The following is an 18,143-nucleotide window of genomic DNA, read 5'->3' as shown; positions in this document are numbered from 1 at the left end:
GGGTTCCTGTTTTCAAGATCGGCGCTGTATGTTCCTGGCTATCCCTTTACTGACGCATGGGACGCAAGAGGCGTTCCACGACAGCGCAAGGAGTTACCTTGAAGCGCATCCTCCTCCCGGCCGGTGGCGCCATCCTGGCCACTGGTCTGCTTGCTGCCGGCCTCGCCGGTGCCGCGCAGGCTGAGCCGACCTACGACGCTGAGCAGCTCACCTCGGACGCCAAGGCGTCTGAGATCATCGACTTCTGGTCCAAGTCCAACTACGCTGCCCTGAAGCAGGCCACGGCCTACTACTGGGACAACAAGGACGTCAAGAAGATCGTCGAAAAGGGCGGCTACGTCGGCAACACCAAGCCGGGCGAGCTCCCCCCGATCGGTGCCGAGAAGAAGGTCACCGTCAAGTCCCACAACGTGAACCTGCCGAAGTCCATCGGTAAGGTCTTCTTCGAGGGTCGCGACGGCAACCTCTACTGGTGCTCCGGCACGTCGATCCAGTCGAAGTACCGCAACCTGGTCGCCACGGCCGGTCACTGCGTCTACGACATCAAGGCCAACGACGAGGTCGTCTCCAAGTGGGTCTTCGTCCCCGGTTACTACCAGGGCAAGGCTCCCTGGGGCATCTACGTGGGTAAGCAGGCCTTCACCCACTACGACCTCTCGGTCTACGAGGACTTCGACCGTGACTACGCCTTCGTCACCGTTTACAACGGTGTTGGCGGCGTCTTCAACGGTGGCAAGCAGGTTTCGAAGTCCGAGTACGACGCGTACAAGGGCGAGAAGTTCGTCAAGAAGACCGAGATCACCGCGGCTGAGTACGACGCGGGTGTCTCCAAGTACGGCGAGAACGGCCCCTTCCAGAAGGAGTCCGTGACCTCCTCGCCGGAGACTGTTGGCAAGCCGGCCAGCGTTGTCGACTACAACTCGGCCAAGCCTTACCTCACCGCGACCGGCAAGGACGGCGTCAAGCTGACCTCCGTCGAGGTGACGGAGCTGCAGTACAACAACGCTCCTGGCGGGTTCGACAACAACTCCAAGTTCATCGGCCCGACCGAGGCCAGCGCTCAGTACATCAGCCAGGAGGAGTACAAGAAGCTCCTGGCCGAGAAGGCTGACGGCAAGTTCCTGGGCAAGGTCTTCGGCCTTGACAAGGAAGGCAAGGAGACCTCGGACCCGGCCAAGCAGGTCAACTGGGGCAAGAAGCAGTACTTCATCAAGAAGTGGGTCAAGTCCACCACCAAGGAAGTTTACTGGGTGGGCGAGTTCTACATCGTGGGTCACGCGGTGAAGGACACCGGTCGTCTGGGCGACAACGTCGGCGGCCAGGGCTTCTCCTGGAACCAGGGCACCGGCAAGGTCGTTCGTACCTTCGGCTACCCCTACGCGAAGCACCCCGACGGCTCGAAGCCCTACTCCGGCGTTACGCCGAAGTGGTGCTACGGCAAGACCGGCCCGAAGGCCACGAAGGTCGCGAGCCTGAAGATCGAGGAGCACGTGTCGCTGAAGTGCGCCGTCACCGGCGGCTACAACGGCGCCCCGTGGCTGCTCAAGTACAGCAACGCCAAGCGCATGGGCTACGTCAACGGCGTGACCAGCGTTCTGTACGACACGGACGGCAACGACCGTTGGGACTACATGTCCTCGCCGTACTTCGACGAGGAGACGCACGCCGTGTACTCGGCCGCTGCGAACGTGTGGTCCGGCGCGATCACCTGGGGCCTCCCCAAGTAGTTCGGTGATCGGCTGAGCTGAGCGTCCAAACCTCGGCTCACCCCGGCATCACCCGAAGGGCCTGGCGCAAGCCAGGCCCTTCGGTCTTTCTTCAGGAAATTTCCTTAGAAGATCCCTTATCAGAGGGACGCATGGGTCGATAGGGTCCTGACATCCCTCTTGTTACTCCTGTGGAGCCCTCCGTGAAGCGCCTGCTCGTCCCCCTGACCGCCGCCAGTCTGAGCGCTGCCGCCCTCGCCTTTCCCGCCGCCGCCGAGCCCAGCTGGGTCCAGGACCCGCTCGCTCCGAAGCCGGCCGATGCCTATAGCAACGCGTTCTTCTGGCTGGACGGCAACGCCGCCGCCCTGAAGAAGGCCACCCAGTACCACTGGGACGCCAAGGATGTCCCGAAACTGGTGACCACCCAGGCCAAGACGTTCGACGGCAAGCCCGGCATGACGGCCCCGATCACCTCGGCCAAGCCCGGCGCCAAGGTCAAGAACGTCAACCTGCCCCGCAGCCTCGGCAAGGTGTTCTTCCTCGACCGCAAGGGCAACTACCGCTGGTGCTCGGCCACCTCGATCCAGTCGCGCCACCGCAACCTGGTCGCGACCGCCGGCCACTGCGTGTACGAGGACGGCAAGGACGTCTACCGCAAGTGGGTCTTCGTACCCGGCTACTACCAGGGCAAGGCCCCCTGGGGCGTCTACGCGGGCGCGTACGCCTTCACCACGTATGACCTCGACGTGTACGACGACTACGACGGCGACTACGCCTTCGTGGCCGTGCACAACGGCTTCACCCTCACTGAGGAGAAGGAAGTCACCAAGAGCGCGTACGACGCCTGGAAGGGCGACAAGTGGATCAAGTCTGAGGAGATCAAGAAGGAGGAGTACGACGCCGGCTTCTCCACGTACGGTGCCGGCGGGCCGTACTGGTCCAAGGACTTCGACCTCACACCCGAGAAGGTCGGCAGCGACTACAAGGGCGAGAAGACCCTGACCAGGGTGGAGGTCACCGAGGCGACCTACAAGGCCGCCCCGAAGGCCACCGCGGCGAACCAGAACGGCGAGCAGTACGTTCAGGATGGCCCCGCCCCCATCAGCCAGGAGGCGTACAAGAAGCTGCTCGCGGAGAAGGCCGACGGCAAGGTCCTCGCGCTGCTGACCACAGACAAGGACAAGAACGGCAACGAGATCGCTTGGTACGAGACCCGCTTCTACCTCAAGCAGTGGGTCAAGACCGGCAAGCAGATCAAGTACTTCCGCGACCACTACGTCATCGGGCTCGCCAAGGACACCGGGAAGCTCGGGGATGTCGTCGGTGGGCAGGGGTTCGCGTGGAACCAGCCCAAGGGCCAGCCGGTCTACGCCTTCGGCTACCCCGGTGACCCGCACCCCGACGGCGACAAGCCGTACTCCGGCGTCACCCCCAAGTTCTGCTACGGCAAGACGGGCACCAAGACCTACCAGGTCAACACCTTCAAGGTGGAGGAGCACCAGGTGCTCAAGTGCTCGCTGACCGGCGGCGCAGACGGCGGGCCCTGGCTGATCAGGTACAACAACGCCAAGCGCACCGGCTACCTGAACGGCGTGACCAGCATCTTCCACGACCAGGACGGCAACCAGCGGATCGACTTCATCAGCTCCGCCTACTTCGACAGCGAGACCGCCGACGTCTACAACAAGGCGACCTACGCGGAGACGAAGTCCGTCGTGGGCCCGAACGGCGAGATCCTGCACTAAGGAACCGGCACGACGAAAGCCCGCGGTCCCGCCGCGGGCTTTCTCGCGTTCAGGGGGCGCCCGACGTCAGACGGAGGCCAGGTCGCGGGTGCGTTCGGAGAGTTCCTGTACGGCCCGCTCCTGCTTGTGAGGTTCGAGGCGGCGGCGTAGGTCGGCGGCGTAGGAGCGGGAGCGGGCCGACTGGAGTTCGGAGCCCAGGACCAGCGCGTCGGTCGCGGCGGCGCAGGCTTCCTCGAGTTCGCCGTGCTGCAGGAGCCCGGCTGACAGCAGGGAGAGGTTGAACATGCGGCCGCGCACGAAGCGGCCGTCCATCTGCAGGGAGCGGCGGGCGTGGCGGACGGCGCGCTCGCCGTCGCCGAGGTCGCGGAAGCAGTGGGCGAACTTGGCCGACAGATAAGCCTCGTCGAAGTACCCGAGCCACGCCGGCTCGTCCTCGGCCCGGCGTGAGACGAAGGCCTGCTCGGATTCGTTGAGTGAGACGCCGCAGGCACGGGCGTCGCCGAGTCCGGCGTGGGCGTGGGCCTCCAGGACGTGGGCGGAGGCCAGGAGCGTGCGTACGCCCGCCCGCCCGGCCGACAGCTGCGCGGCACGGGCCAGGTCGAGTGCGTGGCTGTGCTGGCCCATGTAGATGGCCTGGTGGGCCATTCCGGCCAGGATCTCGCCGCCCAGGGCGTGGTCGGCGGCGCCGCGGGCCAGACGCAGCGCCTGGATCAGGTAACGCTGGGCGAGGCCGTGCTGTTCGAGGTCGTAGGCCATCCAGCCGGCCAGGCGGGTGAGTTCGGCGGCGGCCGAGGCGAGCTGGCGGCCGGTGGCTTCGCCGTACGAGCCGTCCTTGAGGAGCGGTGAGACGGCGGTGTCCAGATATTTCACGACCGAGGAGCGCACGCGGCCGCTGCCGAAACGGTTGTCCAGTTCCCCGAACGAACGGGTCACCTCGTGGATCGCGGCGATGTCCGCGTTGCCGACCCTGCGCCCTCCGCCGCCGGTCGGCCGCCCCTCCGCGGGCGCCGCCAGCCAGCGCAGGGCCCCCACCGAGCCCGCCCCGATCGCGAACGTCGAGTCGAGCAGAAACCTCCGCCTCTCCACATCCGCGCGCCACAGTGCTGTCACGGTAGCGACCCCCTCCTGCCAGGTGTGCGTGAACTCCTGCCCGAGATCGAGGGGTGTGGTCATGGCCGGCATGCCGAGCTCTTCCGCGGTCACGAGCCTGCCGAGCCGGAGCGCGAAGATCTCCGCGAGAAGGCACGGAACCGGTTCCCTCGGCCGCTGACCACCGATCCAGCGCAGAACGGAGCTGTGGTCGTACTTGAGGCCGGGGGTGCCGCGCGCTGCTCCCAGATCGTTCAGCCGCCGGGCAAGGCCCTTGTGTGAGAAGCCCGCCTCCGCGATGACTCGCTGGAGCAGTCGGTTGGGCTCGCGTTCCATAGCTCTCCTCGCCCAGGAGCCGGCGCCCGCCATCCTTACAGAGCGCTCCCTTTATAGCACGAAGAGTAAAGAGGTTTTCTGCCGTTCCTAAAGACGGGACGGGCTAGGGCAGGTTCAGCTCCCAGACGCGTACGGCCATCGGCCGCTTGGTGTCGTCGAAGACCACGCGCACCGCCATGCGGCCCTTCTTGAGCCGCTGCCAGAGGTGGATCGGGTCGCACTTGGTCTTGCCGTAGGCCTTCTTGGTGGCGCTGTCGTGGGGGTATCCGGCGGCCCGGTTGCCGCACTTCTTGTTGACCTGTCGGTAGTCCAGCCCCTCCGTGTACGCGATCCGGATCGGCTTGCCGGTCTTCTTGTCCAGGGACCAGCCGAGCAGGCCGCTCTCCCCGATCTCGCCCAGCGACGCCTTGTGCGGGGTCAGGATCAGGTGGGAATCGCCGGAGATCTTCGCCCAGCCGTACACGGTCTTGAGACCCGTGGCGGAGGCCGGGGTGGTCGCGACGAGCAGCGTCGCGGCGGCCGCCGCGCTGACCAGAACCGCTTTCATCTGTCCTCCAAGATCGACGTTTCCGTGAGCCTCTCAAACGTCGCTTAAGAACGGCTTGCAGAAAAAACGCCCGGCCGGATCGCTCCGGCCGGGCGCTGCGATCGTGCGGTCTAGCAGCGGCTGACCCCGTCGATCTGGGCCTGGGCGGCGACGGCCGCCGTCACCGCGGGCGCCACCCGGGCGTCGAACGGGCTCGGGATGATGTAGTCGGGGGTCAGGTCGTCGGCGACCACGTCGGCCAGGGCGTCGGCGGCGGCCACCTTCATGTTCTCGGTGATCGTGCGGGCCCGCACGTCGAGGGCGCCGCGGAAGACGCCGGGGAAGGCCAGCACGTTGTTGATCTGGTTGGGGTAGTCGGAGCGGCCCGTGGCCACGACGCTCGCGTGGCGGCGGGCGACGGCCGGGTCGATCTCGGGGGTCGGGTTCGACAGGGCGAACACGATCGCGTCGGGCGCCATGGAGGCGATGGCCTCCTCGGCGACGGTCGAGCCCGACAGCCCGATGAAGACGTCGGCTCCGGCCAGCGCCGACTCGGTCGAGCCGGTGTGGCCGCCCTTGTTGGTGTCGCGGGCCAGCGCGGCCTTGACCGGGTTGAGGTCGGTGCGTCCCAGGTGGAGCAGGCCCTTGGAGTCGGCCACGGCGATGTCGCCGATGCCCGCCTCCAGCAGGATGCGGCTCACCGCGACGCCGGAGGCGCCCGCTCCGGCCACCACGGCGCGCAGGTCGGACAGGGAGCGTCCGGTGACCCGTGCGGCGTTCTTGAGCGCGGCCAGGGCCACGATGGCGGTGCCGTGCTGGTCGTCGTGGAAGACGGGGATGTCGAGCAGGTCGCGCAGCCGGTCCTCGACCTCGAAGCACCGGGGGGCGCTGATGTCCTCCAGGTTGATGCCGCCGAAGGAGGGCGCGAGCCGTACCACCGTCTCGACGAGCGCGTCGACGTCGGTGCAGGCGAGGCAGATGGGGACCGCGTCGACGCCCCCGAACTCCTTGAACAGGAGAGCCTTGCCCTCCATGACGGGCATCGCGGCGGCCGGGCCGATGTCGCCGAGCCCTAGCACAGCGGTGCCGTCGGAGACGACGGCGACCACATTCGAGACCCAGGTGTAATCGTTGACCAGCTCCGGGGAGTCGGCGATGGCCGAGCAGACGCGGGCCACTCCGGGGGTGTAGGCGAGGGAGAGGTCGTCCTTGTTACGGACGGGGATGGTCGAGCGGACCTCCAGCTTGCCGCCGCGGTGCAGCGCGAAAGCGGGATCCAGGTCGAAGGAATCGAGCGAGGTGGAAGCGGGCGTGACAGCCACAGAGACCCCTGTAGGTTCATCGGACGGAAGGACAGACGCCACAAGGAGGCCTGGCTTCGGTAGCTGCCAGGTTCCCCTCGTCGATGGGTCGTCTCGTGAGGGGTACGGGGGTCACCCGTTTCATGATTGTGCCACATGGTGAGATAGATCAGGTGTCGGAGCTGACGCCGTTCTGTTGACGCATCGTTAAATCAGAACGCACGGACTGCTACTAACCGCCATCTAAACTTCACAAAACCTTACTTTCGTGGCATACCTCATGAGGGAGGCCGAACATGGCCCTCTGGTCCTCGCGACGCCGCGGCTACGCCGTAGGCACGCTCGCTATCACCGCCGCCCTTGCGCTGTCCGCCTGTGGCGGCCAGTCGGCGGGCACCGACACCGCCAAGCCGTCCGCCGACGCCGGGGCGGGTGGCGCCAAGCTGGTGAACCCCGGCAAGCTCACGACATGCACGAACATCCCTTATGAACCTTTCCAGTTCAAGGAGGGTGACAAGGTGGTGGGGTTCGACGTCGACATCGTCGACCTGGCCGCCAAGAAGCTCGGCGTGACCCAGGAGATCGTCGACATCGACTTCGCCCAGATCAAGAGCGGCGCGGCCATGGCCTCCGGCAAGTGCGACGTCGCCGCCGCGGGCATGACGATCACTCCGGAGCGCCAGAAGAACATCGACTTCTCCGTGCCGTACTTCGACGCCACGCAGGCCCTGCTGGCCAAGAAGGGCACCGGCGCCACGTCCCTGGACGACGTGAAGGCCAAGGGCCTCAAGCTCGGCGCCCAGGCCAGCACCACCGGCCTGGAGTTCGTGAAGGGCAAGGGCTTCGACCCGGTCGAGTACGCCGACTCGGCCAAGGAACTGCTCGCCCTGCAGGCCGGCCAGGCCGACGTCATCGTCCAGGACCTGCCCGTCGTCCTCACCTGGCTGAAGAAGCCGGACGTCGCCGCCAAGTTCGAGGTGATCGCCAGCCTCGACACCGGTGAGCAGTACGGCATCGGCCTCAAGAAGAACGCCGACCCGGTCCTGCTCAAGACGATCAACGAATCGATCGAGACCGCCAAGAAGGACGGCACCTACGAGCAGATCTTCGTGAAGTGGTTCGACAAGAAGCCTGGTGAGCTGGGCTGATGAAGCCGTCTACGGTGGCTGAGCCGGGCCGGGCCCGGCTCAGCCCTCGCCAGAAGCAGCGGGTCACGCGGATCGTCCAGTACGTCGTGCTGGCGATCGCCGCCATCGGGCTGGTCTTCTACGTGGACTGGCCCAACCTGGCCCAGAACTTCGCCAAAGTCGAGGTCGCCCGGGAAACGCTGCCCGAGCTGTTTACGATCGCGTTGAAGAACACGGTCGTCTACACGCTGGGCGGGTTCATCCTCGCCTTCTTCTTCGGGCTGCTCTTCGCGCTCATGCGCATGTCCCAGGTGGCCGTCTACCGGTGGATCGCGACGATCTACATCGAGATCTTCCGCGGCCTGCCCGCGGTCCTGATCTTCATCATGATCACCTTCCTTCCGGTGGCCCTGCCCGGCTTCGTGTTGCCCTTCGGCATCTACGGCTCGGTCTTCCTCGGCCTCGGCGTGATCGGCGCGGCCTACCAGGCCGAGGTCTTCCGCGCCGGACTCCAGGCCGTGCCCAAGGGCCAGACGGAGGCCGCCCGGTCGCTCGGCATGTCGGCGAGCAGGGCGTTGTTCACGGTGGTCGTCCCGCAGGCCGTCAGGATCGTCATCCCGCCGACGACCAACCAGTTCGTGATGCTGCTCAAGGACTCCTCGCTGGTGTTGTTCCTCGGGGTGTCGAGCCAGTACGTGGAGCTGGCCAAGTTCGGCAACGACCTGGCCTCCGAGCACTCCAACGCCACCCCGATCATGGCGGCGGGCATCACGTACCTCCTGGTCACGATCCCGCTCGGCTACCTAGCGCGCAGGCTGGAGAAGCGATGACGACGCCACACGCCATCGACGTCAGGAACCTGCACAAGAGCTTCGGCGACAACCACGTGCTCAAGGGCATCGACTTCACCATCGATCCCGGTCAGGTCGTCTGCGTCATCGGGCCGTCGGGCTCGGGCAAGTCCACGCTGCTCCGCTGCGTGAACATGCTGGAGCGGCCGACCGAGGGCAAGGTGTTCGTCGAGGGCGTCGAGCTGACCGACCCCGACGTGGACATCGACGCCGTACGCCGCCGCATCGGCATGGTCTTCCAGCAGTTCAACCTGTTCCCGCACATGACGGCCCTGCAGAACGTCATGATCTCCCAGCAGCGGGTGCTCAAGCGCAGCAAGAAGGAAGCGGAGATCATCGCCAGGGAGAACCTGGACAAGGTCGGCGTGGGCGCCAAGTGCGCCGCCCGCCCGGCCGAGCTCTCCGGCGGCCAGCAGCAGCGCGTGGCCATCGCCAGGGCGCTGGCGATGAACCCCGACCTGATGCTGTTCGACGAGCCCACCAGCGCCCTCGACCCCGAACTCGTCGGCGACGTGCTCATGGTCATGCGCAAGCTGGCCGAGGAGGGCATGACGATGATGGTGGTCACCCACGAGATGGGCTTCGCCCGCGAGGTGGCCGACCGGGTCGTGTTCATGGACGGCGGCGTGATCGTCGAGGAGGGCACCCCCGCCCAGGTCATCGGCGACCCGCAGCACGAGCGGACCAGGGCGTTCCTGCGGCGCGTCCTGCACCCCGAGGGCTGATGAGCACCGCACGCGACACGACGTCTCACGCGGGCTCCCCCGCCCGCGTGAGACGTCGCGCGCTGATCTCGGCCGGGCTCGCGCTGCTCGCCCTCGCCGCCTGCGGAACCGAGCGTGTACGGCACGGCGACCCCTCGGGCGCCCTCACCATGTGCACCAACACGCCCTACGAGCCGTTCGAGTTCGAGCAGGAGGGCGTCATCGTCGGCTTCGACGTGGACCTGGTCACCCTGGTGGCCCAGGAGCTGCGCCGGCCGCTCAACGTCGTCAGCGTCGACTTCGACGCCATCCAGAACGGCAGCGCGCTCGACGACGGCACCTGCGAACTGGCCGCCGCCGGCATCACGATCACCGCGGAACGCGAGAAGAACCTCGACTTCTCCACGCCCTACTTCGAGGCCTCCCAGGCCGTCCTGGTGCGCCGGGACAGCAAGCTGAAGAAGCTGACCGGCGCCAAGATCAAGGTCGGCGTCCAGACCGGCACCACCGGCGCCGACTACGCGCGGGAGAAAGGCCTGACCGTCGTCGAGTACGACGACTCGCTGCAGCAGCTGATCGGGCTGCAGGCCGGGCACGTGGACGCGCTGATCCAGGACCGGCCGGTGATCGCGCTCTGGCTCACCAAGCTCAAGCTCGGCAAGGAGCTGAAGCTGCTGGAGAGCCTGGAGACCGGTGAGGAGTACGGCATCGCCGTACGCAAGGGAAACACCGAGCTGCTCCGCACGGTGAACACGGTCCTGGAACGTGCCAGGAAAGACGGAACCTACGAGCGGTTGCGCGACAGATGGCTGGGCAACCTGAGCAACGGCCAGTAGCGCAGCACGACACGCCCCACGATGTCGTCGACCGGGCCGAAGTCCCAGCTGTCGCGTCTGCCCGGGGCGCGCTGGTTGTCGCTCTCCAGCCACCATCCTTCCTCGCCGCGCCACTGGGCGCGCTTGACGATGAGGCGCGCGGGTTCGCCTGGCAGGCGGGCGACGACGAGGTCGCCGGGGTGGACCGTGGCGCCCCGCCGTACCAGCAGCCAGTCGCCCGGACGCAGCGCGGGCCGCATGGAGTCCCCTTCGACACGCACTCTCATGTGCTGCGACCCCCTCATCCGTGGGCGTTTGCAGCCGAGTAAGGTCGGTAACTGGACCAAGCTGACTCAGCATCAAGGAAGGACTTTCTGATGCTCGCACGACTGCTACGACCCAAGCATGTCGCTTCCGCTCACTGCGACCTGCCCTGCGGCGTCTACGACCCCGCTCAGGCCCGGATCGAGGCGGAGTCGGTCAAGGCGATCATGGAGAAGTACGCCGGCAACGAGGACCCGGTCTTCCGCTCGCGCGCCCTCACCATCAAGGAGGAGCGCAGCGAGCTCGTCAAGCACCACCTGTGGGTGCTGTGGACCGACTACTTCAAGCCTCCGCACCTGGAGCAGTACCCGCAGCTCCACCAGCTCTTCTGGGAGGCCACGAAGCTGGCCGGCGCGGCGGGCGGCAAGGGCACGGTAGACGTGGCCAAGGCCGACGACCTTCTCGGCAAGATCGACGAAATCTCCAAGATCTTCTGGGCGACTAAGGCCGCATAAATCGGGAGAAAAGGCTCTGTGTGGTACCAGCCACGCAGAGCCTTTTCGTTCGTTGGCGAGTCTGAATCCGCCAAGCACCTCTCCGGGGCGGTAAGTTGCAGTCAGCGTCGAAACCGTACGGGGTCGCTGACCCGAGGGAGGAACGTGACCGAGGAAACCGAGACGCGCGCTGAGGGCGTGGCGGGCATCCGCGACGTGGTGAGCATCAGGCTCCCCGCAGCGAGCGCCTACCTGTCCGTGCTGCGTACGGCAACCGCCGGGCTGGCCGCGCGGCTTGACTTCACGCTGGACGAGATCGAAGATCTGCGGATCGCCGTCGACGAGGCGTGCGCCATGCTGCTGACCGAGGCGGTGCCGGGCACCGACCTGACGGCCGAGTTCGAGCTGACCGGGCAGGAGATGCAGGTCAGTGTGGAGGTCGCGACCGTCGGCAATTCCGCGCCCAAACGCGATGACTTCGCGTGGATGGTGCTGACCGCCCTGGCGGACGACGTGGACGCCGTGACCGACTCCCCCGACCGCATGGCGATCGTCCTGCGTAAGCGCCGAGGCGCGGCGAGGCCGGCGTGACGGAAAGGACTGGAGCCATGGCCACCAGCGAACACGCCGTCCCCGACAGGGTGCGTGCCCGCATGCTCTTCGCCGAGCTGGCCGAGCTAGGTCCCGACGAGCCGCGCCGTCAGCGCATCCGGGACGAGCTGGTCGAGCTTCACCTTCCCCTTGTCGAATACCTGGCCCGCCGCTTCCGCAACCGCGGCGAATGGCTGGACGACCTCACCCAGGTCGCCACCATCGGCCTGATCAAGTCCATCGACCGCTTCGACCTCGCCCGCGGCGTGGAGTTCTCCACCTACGCCACGCCGACGATCGTCGGCGAGATCAAGCGTCACTTCCGCGACAAGGGCTGGGCGGTCCGCGTACCACGCCGCCTGCAGGAGCTGAAGCTGTCGCTGACGAAGGCGATAAGCGAACTGTCGCAGCGCGAGGGCCGCGCGCCGACCGTGGCCGAACTGGCCACCTTCCTCAAGATGACCGAGGAAGAGGTCCTGGAGGGCCTGGAGTCGGCCAACGCCTACTCGACCGTCTCGCTCGACGCGCCCGACTCCGGCGACGACGACGCACCCGCCGTGTCCGACTCGCTCGGCATCGTGGACGAGTCGCTCGAAGGCGTCGAGTACCGCGAATCGCTCAAACCGCTGCTCGAACGGCTGCCGCCGCGCGAGAAGCGCATCCTGCTGCTGCGGTTCTTCGGGAACATGACGCAGTCGCAGATCGCCACCGAGCTCGGGATCTCGCAGATGCACGTATCGCGCCTGCTGGCCCGCACGCTCGCGCAGCTACGCGAGGGACTGACCGCCGAGGACTAGCCGTCCTCCCCGTAGAGCGCCTTCGTGGTGGGGGGCGCCAGCAGCACGCCGAGGCCGACCAGGGCGACCGCCATCAGCGGGAACCCCAGGACCGGCCGGTCCGCCTGGATCAGCGTGACAGCCACCGGGATCATGAAGATCTGGGTGAGCACGCTCGGCGCCCTCCCCCACCGCTCCACCTTGAACAACCCGCCCCAGGCGACCCACAACAGCCCGGCGCCGACCAGCAGCCCGAACCCGGCCTCCGCGACGGCACTGGTCATGCTCTCCGGCCTGCCCACGATGGCCTCGACGGCGACGTAAACCCCCAGGCCCAGCGCCACCAGCCCCTCAAGAGCCACCAACACCGCCGCCACCAACAAAGTCCCAGGACGCCTCACCCCCCTACCCTAATGGGCTTTGCTCGTCTTGCTTTCTGTCTGAAGCTTCATGATCCGTTACGGCGAGCCAGCCTGCCCCCACCCACCGTCGTGGGTTTCCGCCGATCGTGGGGGTCGCTTCTCACGTCGGACGTGGTTCCCGCCGTCACGGCCCACGTTGACCAGCCACCATGCGCCAGGCCGGCCACCTGCCAAAAGCGCCGAGCCTCACCGCCCAACCTCCCGCCGTCTCGGCGCCCGGAAAAGCGCCGGTTAACGCCGCGCCAACCCCGACCTCGCCCCCTCGGACCTCGCCCCCTCGGACCTCGCCCCCGACTCATGCCGCGCTCCAAGCTCGCGCCACCACCCAAGCCTCCGCCCCTGGTCCACACCACCACCCAAGCCTCCGCCCCTGATCTGCGCCACCACCCAAGCTTCGCCCCTGGTCCACACTGCCGCCCGAGCTTGCCCTCTTCCTCGCGCCGCCACCAAGCCTCTGCCCCTGGTCCGCGCCACCACCCAAGCTCCGCCCTAGGTCCACACCGCCACCCGAACTTGCCCCCTTCCTCGCGCCGCCAGCTCTGGGGCACGCGCACCCCGCTGTAGTCCCGGGCCCGGCCCCCGCTCGGCGCCCTAGGAAACGCCCCGGGAAACGCCTTGGGAAACGCCGGAGCTGGGGTGTCTGGGTTGTGCTGGTATGGGGGTTTGGTGGGGGTGGGGATTTGGGTGGGTGTGGGAGGAGTGGGGCGATCGGGTAGCGGTTACGGTGGAGGCATGCGTGCGATGTTGCTGGTCAACCCCAAGGCGACCACCACGAACTCGCGGACCCGTGACGTCCTCATCCGCGCCCTGGGCGCCGCCGTTGATCTGACCGTCGAGGAGACCGGCTACCGCGGGCACGCGGCGGCTCTGGCGGGGAAGGCGACGGCGAAGGGGTTCGACGCGGTAGCCGTACTCGGTGGGGACGGGACCGTCAACGAGACGGTGAACGGGCTGCTCAACACGCCCGCCACCAATGCGACCGAGCGGCCGGCGCTCATCGTCATCCCCGGCGGCAGCGCGAACGTCTTCGCCCGTGCGCTCGGCCTGCCCAACGACCCGGTCGAGGCCACGGGGGCGGTGCTGGAGGCGCTACGGGAGGACCGGCGGCGGGTCGTGAGTTTGGGACATGCCCAGTGGGACGATGAGGGCAGGTACTTCACCTTCTGTTCGGGCATGGGCTATGACGCCGAGGTGATCAGGGCCGTCGAGGGGCTGCGCGGGAGCGGCAGAAAGGCCACTCCGGCGCGCTATGTGAACACCGCGCTACGCCACTACGTCGCCACCGACAAGCGCCACCCGGCCATGACGCTGACCGGCCCCGGCATTCCGACCGCGCACGGGATCTTCATGGCGATCATCTCGAACACCTCGCCCTGGACCTACGTGGGCACGCATCCGGTCACCCCGACGCCGTGGGCGAGTTTCGACACCGGGCTGGACCTGCTGGGGCTCCAACGTCTGGGGCTCCCGACCATGTTGCCGCTGATCCGGAAGATCCTCACGGAGAGTGATCGCCTTCCGTCCGGACGCCACCTGGTTCAGCTGCACGACGAGGCCGAGTTCACGCTGACCGCCGAACGCCCCGTCGCCTTCCAGCTCGACGGCGACTACCTCGGCGAGCGCGAATCCATCACATTCCGGGCTACACCGAACGCGTTACAAGTTCTGGTCTAGATGGTTACATTCGGTCATTGTGTGACGCATCCGACATCCATCTCCGCCAAAACTTCCCACCAACCCTCTTGCGTGCACTCAGCGTGGCTGAAAAGCTCGTGAATGACATCGGAACGTAGGACCTTTAATCAGCCCCTTAGAGGTCCGCCGATGTTCAGCGGGCATCCCCGGGTCCACAGGATTCGGGAAAGGTTCGCGCGAGTTAGTGAATCTCTTCACAAAGTACTAGCCGCACGGAGTCAACCACCGGCTCCATCCACTAAGGAGTGACGCATGGACTGGCGCCACCGAGCTGCCTGCCGTGACGTGGACCCCGAGCTGTTCTTCCCGATCGGCAACACCGGCCCCGCACTCATGCAGATCGAGGAGGCCAAGCAGGTCTGTCGTTCCTGCTCGGCCGTCGAGAAGTGCCTGAAGTGGGCGCTGGAGTCCGGTCAGGACGCCGGCGTGTGGGGTGGCCTGAGCGAAGACGAGCGCCGCGCCCTCAAGCGCCGCCGCGCCCGCACTCGCGCCGCCGCCCTCTGACCACCATAAGGTCTTTGAAGATCATTATAAGGTACGGCACAGCCGACCTGACACCACCCGCCGACCTTGGCGGGCGCCGATCGTGGGGATCGCTTCTCACGTCGGACGTGGTACCCGCCGTCACGGCGCATCCTTGGCCGCCCAAGTGGTCCGACCCCTTGGACGACCAAGAGCGCGCCGTGGCGGCTTTCCCATGCCACCTCCGCGACATCCCACCGTCTCGGCATCGGGAACACGGCCCCACACCTCGCGCCTGAACGCCAGAACCACAGACCAACGCCGCGTGTCCCAGCGCTGAAAGCCGGGCCGTCGCCGCATGTCTCGCGGCCGCTAGCTAACGCCGCGTCATCCCAGAAGCTCGCACATCCAACCGGGCTCACGCACCCAACCGGGCTCACACACCCAGCCGTGCTCACACACCCAACCGTGCTCACACACCCAACCGTGCTCGCGCACCTAACCGTGCTCATGCAGCCAACCGGGCTTGCGCACCTGACCGGGCTCACACACCCAGCCGTGCTCACACACCCAACCGTGCTCGCGCACCTAACCGTGCTCATGCAGCCAACCGGGTTCGTGCCGTCAGGTCTGCCTCCGGCCCCCGGGCTCACACCCCGCGCATCCCCAGGATTGCGCCCGCCGTACCCCGGAAGATGGCGCCAGCCGTACCCGCAAAAGGGTCTTCTAGGGTGTGCGCCTTGGGGGTGTGTCGGGTGGGGCGGTGGGGAGGGGGATGCTGAGGGAGGCCTCGGTGCCGCCGCCTTCGCGGGGGGCCAGGGCTAGTTTGCCTGATAGCTCGCCGACCACCAGGGTGCGGACGATCTGCAGGCCGAGGCTGGTGGAGTTTTCCAGGTCGAAGTCCTCGGGCAGGCCCAGGCCGTCGTCCCAGACGAGGATGTTCAGGCGCTCGGGCTCGGCCTTCACCACTACCTGGAGGCGCTTGGGGCGGCCGTGCTGGAGGGCGTTCTGGAGGAGTTCGGTCAGGGCCATCGCCAGGGGGGTGGCGATCAGGGACGGGAGGATGCCGAACGCGCCCACTCGGCGGGGAGTCACTGCGGCTTCGGGGGCCGATACCTCCCCGGCCATGGCTATCACGCGGTCGGCGATGTCGTCGAAGTCCACGAACTCCTCGGGGGCGTGCGAGAGCGTCTCGTGCACGATCGCGATCGAACCCACGCGGCGCACGGCCTCCTCCAGCGCCTCCCTGCCTTCCGGGACGCGTAGGCGTCTGGCCTGGAGGCGGAGGAGGGCGGCCACGGTCTGGAGGTTGTTCTTGACGCGGTGGTGGATCTCCCGGATGGTGGCGTCCTTGGTCATCAGCTCGCGTTCGCGGCGGCGCAGCTCGGTGACGTCGCGGATGAGGACCAGCGCTCCGATACGGCCGCCGCCCACGATCAACGGGATCGCCCGGAGCTGAACGATCGTGCCGCCCGACTCCACCTCCGTCTCCTTGGCCGCGCGCCCGCTGGCCACGATCATCAGGTCCTCGTTGATGGGCTCGTCGGAGTAGCAGAGCTGCGCGGTGACGCGGCCCAGCTCGGCGCCCACGAGGTCGGCGTGCAGGCCAAGACGGCGGTAGGCGGACAGGGCGTTCGGGGAGGCGTAGGTGACGCGTCCGGCACGGTCCAGCCTGAGCAGTCCGTCGCCCACCCTCGGCGAACGCACCAGGATCGGCTCCTCCCCCGAGAACGGGAACCTTCCCTCCGCCACCATCTGGGCCAGGTCGGAGGCGCTCTGGAGGTAGGTGAGTTCGAGGCGGGAGGGGGTGCGGGCCGACGACAGGTTCGTGGAACGCTGGATGACGCCTATGAAGCGGCCGGAGCCGTCGGGCAGCGTGCGGCGTACCGGAATCGTCTCCTCGCGGACCGGAACACCCGTCGACCAGTCGGGGTCGCCCTCGCGGCAGATGCGGCGCTCGTTCCAGGCGGTGTCGATCAGGTGCCGCTCGCCGCGGCCTACGACGCTGCCGACGATGTCGTCGTGGTAGACGGTGGGGCCGGTGGTGGGGCGCATCTGCGCGATCGCGATCCATCCACGCTCCTCCAGCAGGGGCGTCCACAGGATGAGGTCGGCGAACGAGAGGTCGGCCAGCAGCTGCCAGTCGGAGACCAGCGAGTGCAGCCAGTCGAGATCAGCCTCGTCAAGGGCGGTGTGGCGGACGACGAGGTCGCTGAGAGTCGGCACGAGTGCATCATGCGTGCTTAACACCGCAACAACCAAACCGACCACCCACCGCGCGCCCCTCTGCCTGGACCGGCTCGCGTCGTACTAGCCGACCCCCGGGCACAACTACCCGGTTGCCCATGGGGGTGGGAAAGCCCAAGCGGGGCGGGGCAGGACGGGCATGGTGGGGAGACATGGGGCCGGGACACGAGGGGCGGGGCGGGATGCGAGACGCCGGAAACCCGGACACAGGAGAGACCAAGGACACGGGCGACGCCAGCACGTGGGCACCGGCACCCGGAGACACGAGGCGCGGGGCCGGAGACCCGATGGGCGGCGGAGGCGCGAGGTGGCGGGCGGAGTCGCGGTCCACGGGGAGCCAGAGGTGCCGTGGGCGGAAGGCCGGAGGTGCGGTGGGCAGGCGAAGGGACGAGGCGTCGTGGGCGGAAGGCCAGAGAGGCGCACGGCGGGAGGCCGGAGGTGCGGGGCGGGAGGCCGGAGGTGCGGGGCGGGAGGCCGGAGGTGCGGGGCGGGAGGCCGAGGTGTGAGGCGGCCGGAGAGGGCGGAGGTGTGGTGGATGGCCGGAGGCGTGGGCCGGCCTGGGAGGGCGGAGGTGGCGGGCGGAGGGGCGGGCCGGTGGGGAGGGCGGTGGGGTGGGGGGCGACTGGGGGTGGGAAGGGTGGGGGATTGTGCACTCAAATGGGTTTTTTCGGGAATCTCACATTGTGAGAACCGTCACACTGTCCCAATCGCTCAGTTCCCCAGCCGGAACTGTGCAAGCGCCCCCGGAGGTGACCAGCACGTTGATCGGCTCAGCGAGGGAGTTCACCTTGGACACGGCCCCAGCCCAGGCCCGCGTGAGCGCCGCACACCCCGTGGTGGATATCCTTCTCAGTCAGCCTGAGCTGCCAGTACGCGCGCGTGTCCAGGCGGGCGAGCTGGCCGCCGTGGCCCGCGAGTCCGGCCTGGAGACCGGCGTCCCGGCAGGAGCTGTCGTGCCGGTCGTCCGAGGGGCGCCGGAGACCGCACCGGCG

At 67.6% G+C, this 18,143-nt stretch carries 17 protein-coding genes; 11 read left to right on the top strand and 6 right to left on the bottom strand.

Translation table 11 applies throughout. From position 1 onward, the window contains the following. Window positions 1-98 precede the first annotated feature (98 nt). Both HNR40_RS44030 and HNR40_RS44025 read left to right on the top strand, forming a co-directional pair. A complete protein-coding gene (locus HNR40_RS44030; protein ID WP_184972506.1) occupies window positions 99-1,727 on the top strand; it encodes a trypsin-like serine peptidase in 1,629 nt (542 codons plus the stop codon). Between the two features lie 182 nt (window positions 1,728-1,909). Beyond that, entirely contained in the window at window positions 1,910-3,451 is a 1,542-nt protein-coding gene (locus HNR40_RS44025; protein WP_184972503.1) for a trypsin-like serine peptidase, read from the top strand. A 66-nt stretch (window positions 3,452-3,517) separates the two neighbouring features. On the opposite strand, the gene HNR40_RS44020 is transcribed toward HNR40_RS44025, so the two are convergent. From HNR40_RS44020 to HNR40_RS44010, 3 genes are all read right to left on the bottom strand, one after another. Further along, a complete protein-coding gene (locus HNR40_RS44020; RefSeq protein WP_184972501.1) occupies window positions 3,518-4,876 on the bottom strand; it encodes an NsdA family TPR-like regulatory protein in 1,359 nt (452 codons plus the stop codon). A 103-nt stretch (window positions 4,877-4,979) separates the two neighbouring features. Continuing rightward, window positions 4,980-5,423: a hypothetical protein gene (locus HNR40_RS44015; RefSeq protein WP_184972499.1), complete on the bottom strand. Its 444-nt coding sequence runs from the start codon at window positions 5,421-5,423 to the stop codon at window positions 4,980-4,982. 110 nt (window positions 5,424-5,533) lie between these two features. Further along, window positions 5,534-6,724: an NAD(P)-dependent malic enzyme gene (locus HNR40_RS44010; protein WP_184972497.1), complete on the bottom strand. Its 1,191-nt coding sequence runs from the start codon at window positions 6,722-6,724 to the stop codon at window positions 5,534-5,536. A gap of 275 nt (window positions 6,725-6,999) precedes the next feature. On the opposite strand from HNR40_RS44010, the gene HNR40_RS44005 reads away from it, so the two are divergent. The 4 genes from HNR40_RS44005 to HNR40_RS43990 are packed head-to-tail and all read left to right on the top strand — an operon-like array spanning window position 7,000 to window position 10,221. Next, complete coding sequence (locus HNR40_RS44005) at window positions 7,000-7,851, top strand: ABC transporter substrate-binding protein (protein ID WP_184972495.1); 852 nt, start codon at window positions 7,000-7,002, stop codon at window positions 7,849-7,851. Next, window positions 7,851-8,660, top strand: a complete 810-nt coding sequence (locus HNR40_RS44000; protein ID WP_184972493.1) for an amino acid ABC transporter permease — start codon at window positions 7,851-7,853, stop codon at window positions 8,658-8,660. The genes HNR40_RS44005 and HNR40_RS44000 overlap by 1 nt, the downstream gene beginning before the upstream one ends. Further along, window positions 8,657-9,406, top strand: coding sequence for an amino acid ABC transporter ATP-binding protein (locus tag HNR40_RS43995; RefSeq protein WP_184972491.1), 750 nt, complete (start codon window positions 8,657-8,659; stop codon window positions 9,404-9,406). Before HNR40_RS44000 ends, HNR40_RS43995 begins: the two co-directional genes overlap by 4 nt. Window positions 9,407-9,453: 47 nt before the next feature. Then, window positions 9,454-10,221, top strand: a complete 768-nt coding sequence (locus HNR40_RS43990) for an ABC transporter substrate-binding protein (RefSeq protein WP_312896758.1) — start codon at window positions 9,454-9,456, stop codon at window positions 10,219-10,221. Here HNR40_RS43990 and HNR40_RS43985 read toward each other — a convergent pair. Then, complete coding sequence (locus HNR40_RS43985) at window positions 10,170-10,505, bottom strand: S24 family peptidase (RefSeq protein ID WP_281395818.1); 336 nt, start codon at window positions 10,503-10,505, stop codon at window positions 10,170-10,172. The two genes, HNR40_RS43990 and HNR40_RS43985, sit on opposite strands and share 52 nt — an antisense overlap. A 72-nt stretch (window positions 10,506-10,577) precedes the next feature. Here HNR40_RS43985 and sodN point away from each other — a divergent pair, with 72 nt between their 5' ends. The 3 genes from sodN to HNR40_RS43970 all read left to right on the top strand — a co-directional run bounded on the left by sodN (window position 10,578) and on the right by HNR40_RS43970 (window position 12,346). Then, window positions 10,578-10,979, top strand: a complete 402-nt coding sequence (sodN, locus tag HNR40_RS43980; RefSeq protein WP_221341572.1) for a superoxide dismutase, Ni — start codon at window positions 10,578-10,580, stop codon at window positions 10,977-10,979. 144 nt (window positions 10,980-11,123) lie between these two features. Beyond that, window positions 11,124-11,549 (top strand): ATP-binding protein, encoded by a 426-nt coding sequence (locus HNR40_RS43975; RefSeq protein ID WP_184972484.1) that lies wholly within the window; start codon window positions 11,124-11,126, stop codon window positions 11,547-11,549. Window positions 11,550-11,566: 17 nt separating this feature from the next. Further along, window positions 11,567-12,346 carry an RNA polymerase sigma factor SigF gene (locus tag HNR40_RS43970; RefSeq protein WP_184972482.1) on the top strand — a complete coding sequence of 260 codons (780 nt, stop codon included), beginning with the start codon at window positions 11,567-11,569 and terminating at the stop codon, window positions 12,344-12,346. Here the strand turns inward: HNR40_RS43970 and HNR40_RS43965 are convergent. After that, window positions 12,343-12,693 carry a hypothetical protein gene (locus HNR40_RS43965; RefSeq protein ID WP_312896757.1) on the bottom strand — a complete coding sequence of 117 codons (351 nt, stop codon included), beginning with the start codon at window positions 12,691-12,693 and terminating at the stop codon, window positions 12,343-12,345. The two genes, HNR40_RS43970 and HNR40_RS43965, sit on opposite strands and share 4 nt — an antisense overlap. A 786-nt stretch (window positions 12,694-13,479) precedes the next feature. On the opposite strand from HNR40_RS43965, the gene HNR40_RS43960 reads away from it, so the two are divergent. Both HNR40_RS43960 and HNR40_RS43955 read left to right on the top strand, forming a co-directional pair. Continuing rightward, on the top strand, window positions 13,480-14,421 hold the full coding sequence (locus HNR40_RS43960) for a diacylglycerol/lipid kinase family protein (protein WP_184972478.1): 942 nt from the start codon (window positions 13,480-13,482) through the stop codon (window positions 14,419-14,421). A 273-nt stretch (window positions 14,422-14,694) separates the two neighbouring features. After that, a complete protein-coding gene (locus HNR40_RS43955; protein WP_184972476.1) occupies window positions 14,695-14,946 on the top strand; it encodes a WhiB family transcriptional regulator in 252 nt (83 codons plus the stop codon). Window positions 14,947-15,630: 684 nt separating this feature from the next. Here the strand turns inward: HNR40_RS43955 and HNR40_RS43950 are convergent. Further along, a complete protein-coding gene (locus tag HNR40_RS43950; RefSeq protein ID WP_184972475.1) occupies window positions 15,631-17,130 on the bottom strand; it encodes a PAS domain-containing sensor histidine kinase in 1,500 nt (499 codons plus the stop codon). Between the last annotated feature and the right edge of the window lie 1,013 nt (window positions 17,131-18,143).

Origin of the sequence: Nonomuraea endophytica, from assembly GCF_014203235.1 — a bacterium.
In the GTDB taxonomy this organism is placed as follows: domain Bacteria; phylum Actinomycetota; class Actinomycetes; order Streptosporangiales; family Streptosporangiaceae; genus Nonomuraea; species Nonomuraea endophytica.
Note: the sequence above shows the minus strand (reverse complement) of the source record. Positions and strands in the feature narration are given on the sequence as shown.

Bases quoted from the DNA above. Each gene is read 5' to 3' on its own strand.
- HNR40_RS44020 (WP_184972501.1), bottom strand. From the start codon at position 4,876: ATGGAACGCGAGCCCAACCGACTGCTCCAGCGAGTCATCGCGGAGGCG.
- HNR40_RS43970 (WP_184972482.1), top strand. From the start codon at position 11,567: ATGGCCACCAGCGAACACGCCGTCCCCGACAGGGTGCGTGCCCGCATG.
- HNR40_RS43955 (WP_184972476.1), top strand. From the start codon at position 14,695: ATGGACTGGCGCCACCGAGCTGCCTGCCGTGACGTGGACCCCGAGCTG.
- sodN (WP_221341572.1), top strand. From the start codon at position 10,578: ATGCTCGCACGACTGCTACGACCCAAGCATGTCGCTTCCGCTCACTGC.
- HNR40_RS44015 (WP_184972499.1), bottom strand. From the start codon at position 5,423: ATGAAAGCGGTTCTGGTCAGCGCGGCGGCCGCCGCGACGCTGCTCGTC.
- HNR40_RS43995 (WP_184972491.1), top strand. From the start codon at position 8,657: ATGACGACGCCACACGCCATCGACGTCAGGAACCTGCACAAGAGCTTC.
- HNR40_RS43985 (WP_281395818.1), bottom strand. From the start codon at position 10,505: ATGAGGGGGTCGCAGCACATGAGAGTGCGTGTCGAAGGGGACTCCATG.
- HNR40_RS43960 (WP_184972478.1), top strand. From the start codon at position 13,480: ATGCGTGCGATGTTGCTGGTCAACCCCAAGGCGACCACCACGAACTCG.
- HNR40_RS44005 (WP_184972495.1), top strand. From the start codon at position 7,000: ATGGCCCTCTGGTCCTCGCGACGCCGCGGCTACGCCGTAGGCACGCTC.
- HNR40_RS44000 (WP_184972493.1), top strand. From the start codon at position 7,851: ATGAAGCCGTCTACGGTGGCTGAGCCGGGCCGGGCCCGGCTCAGCCCT.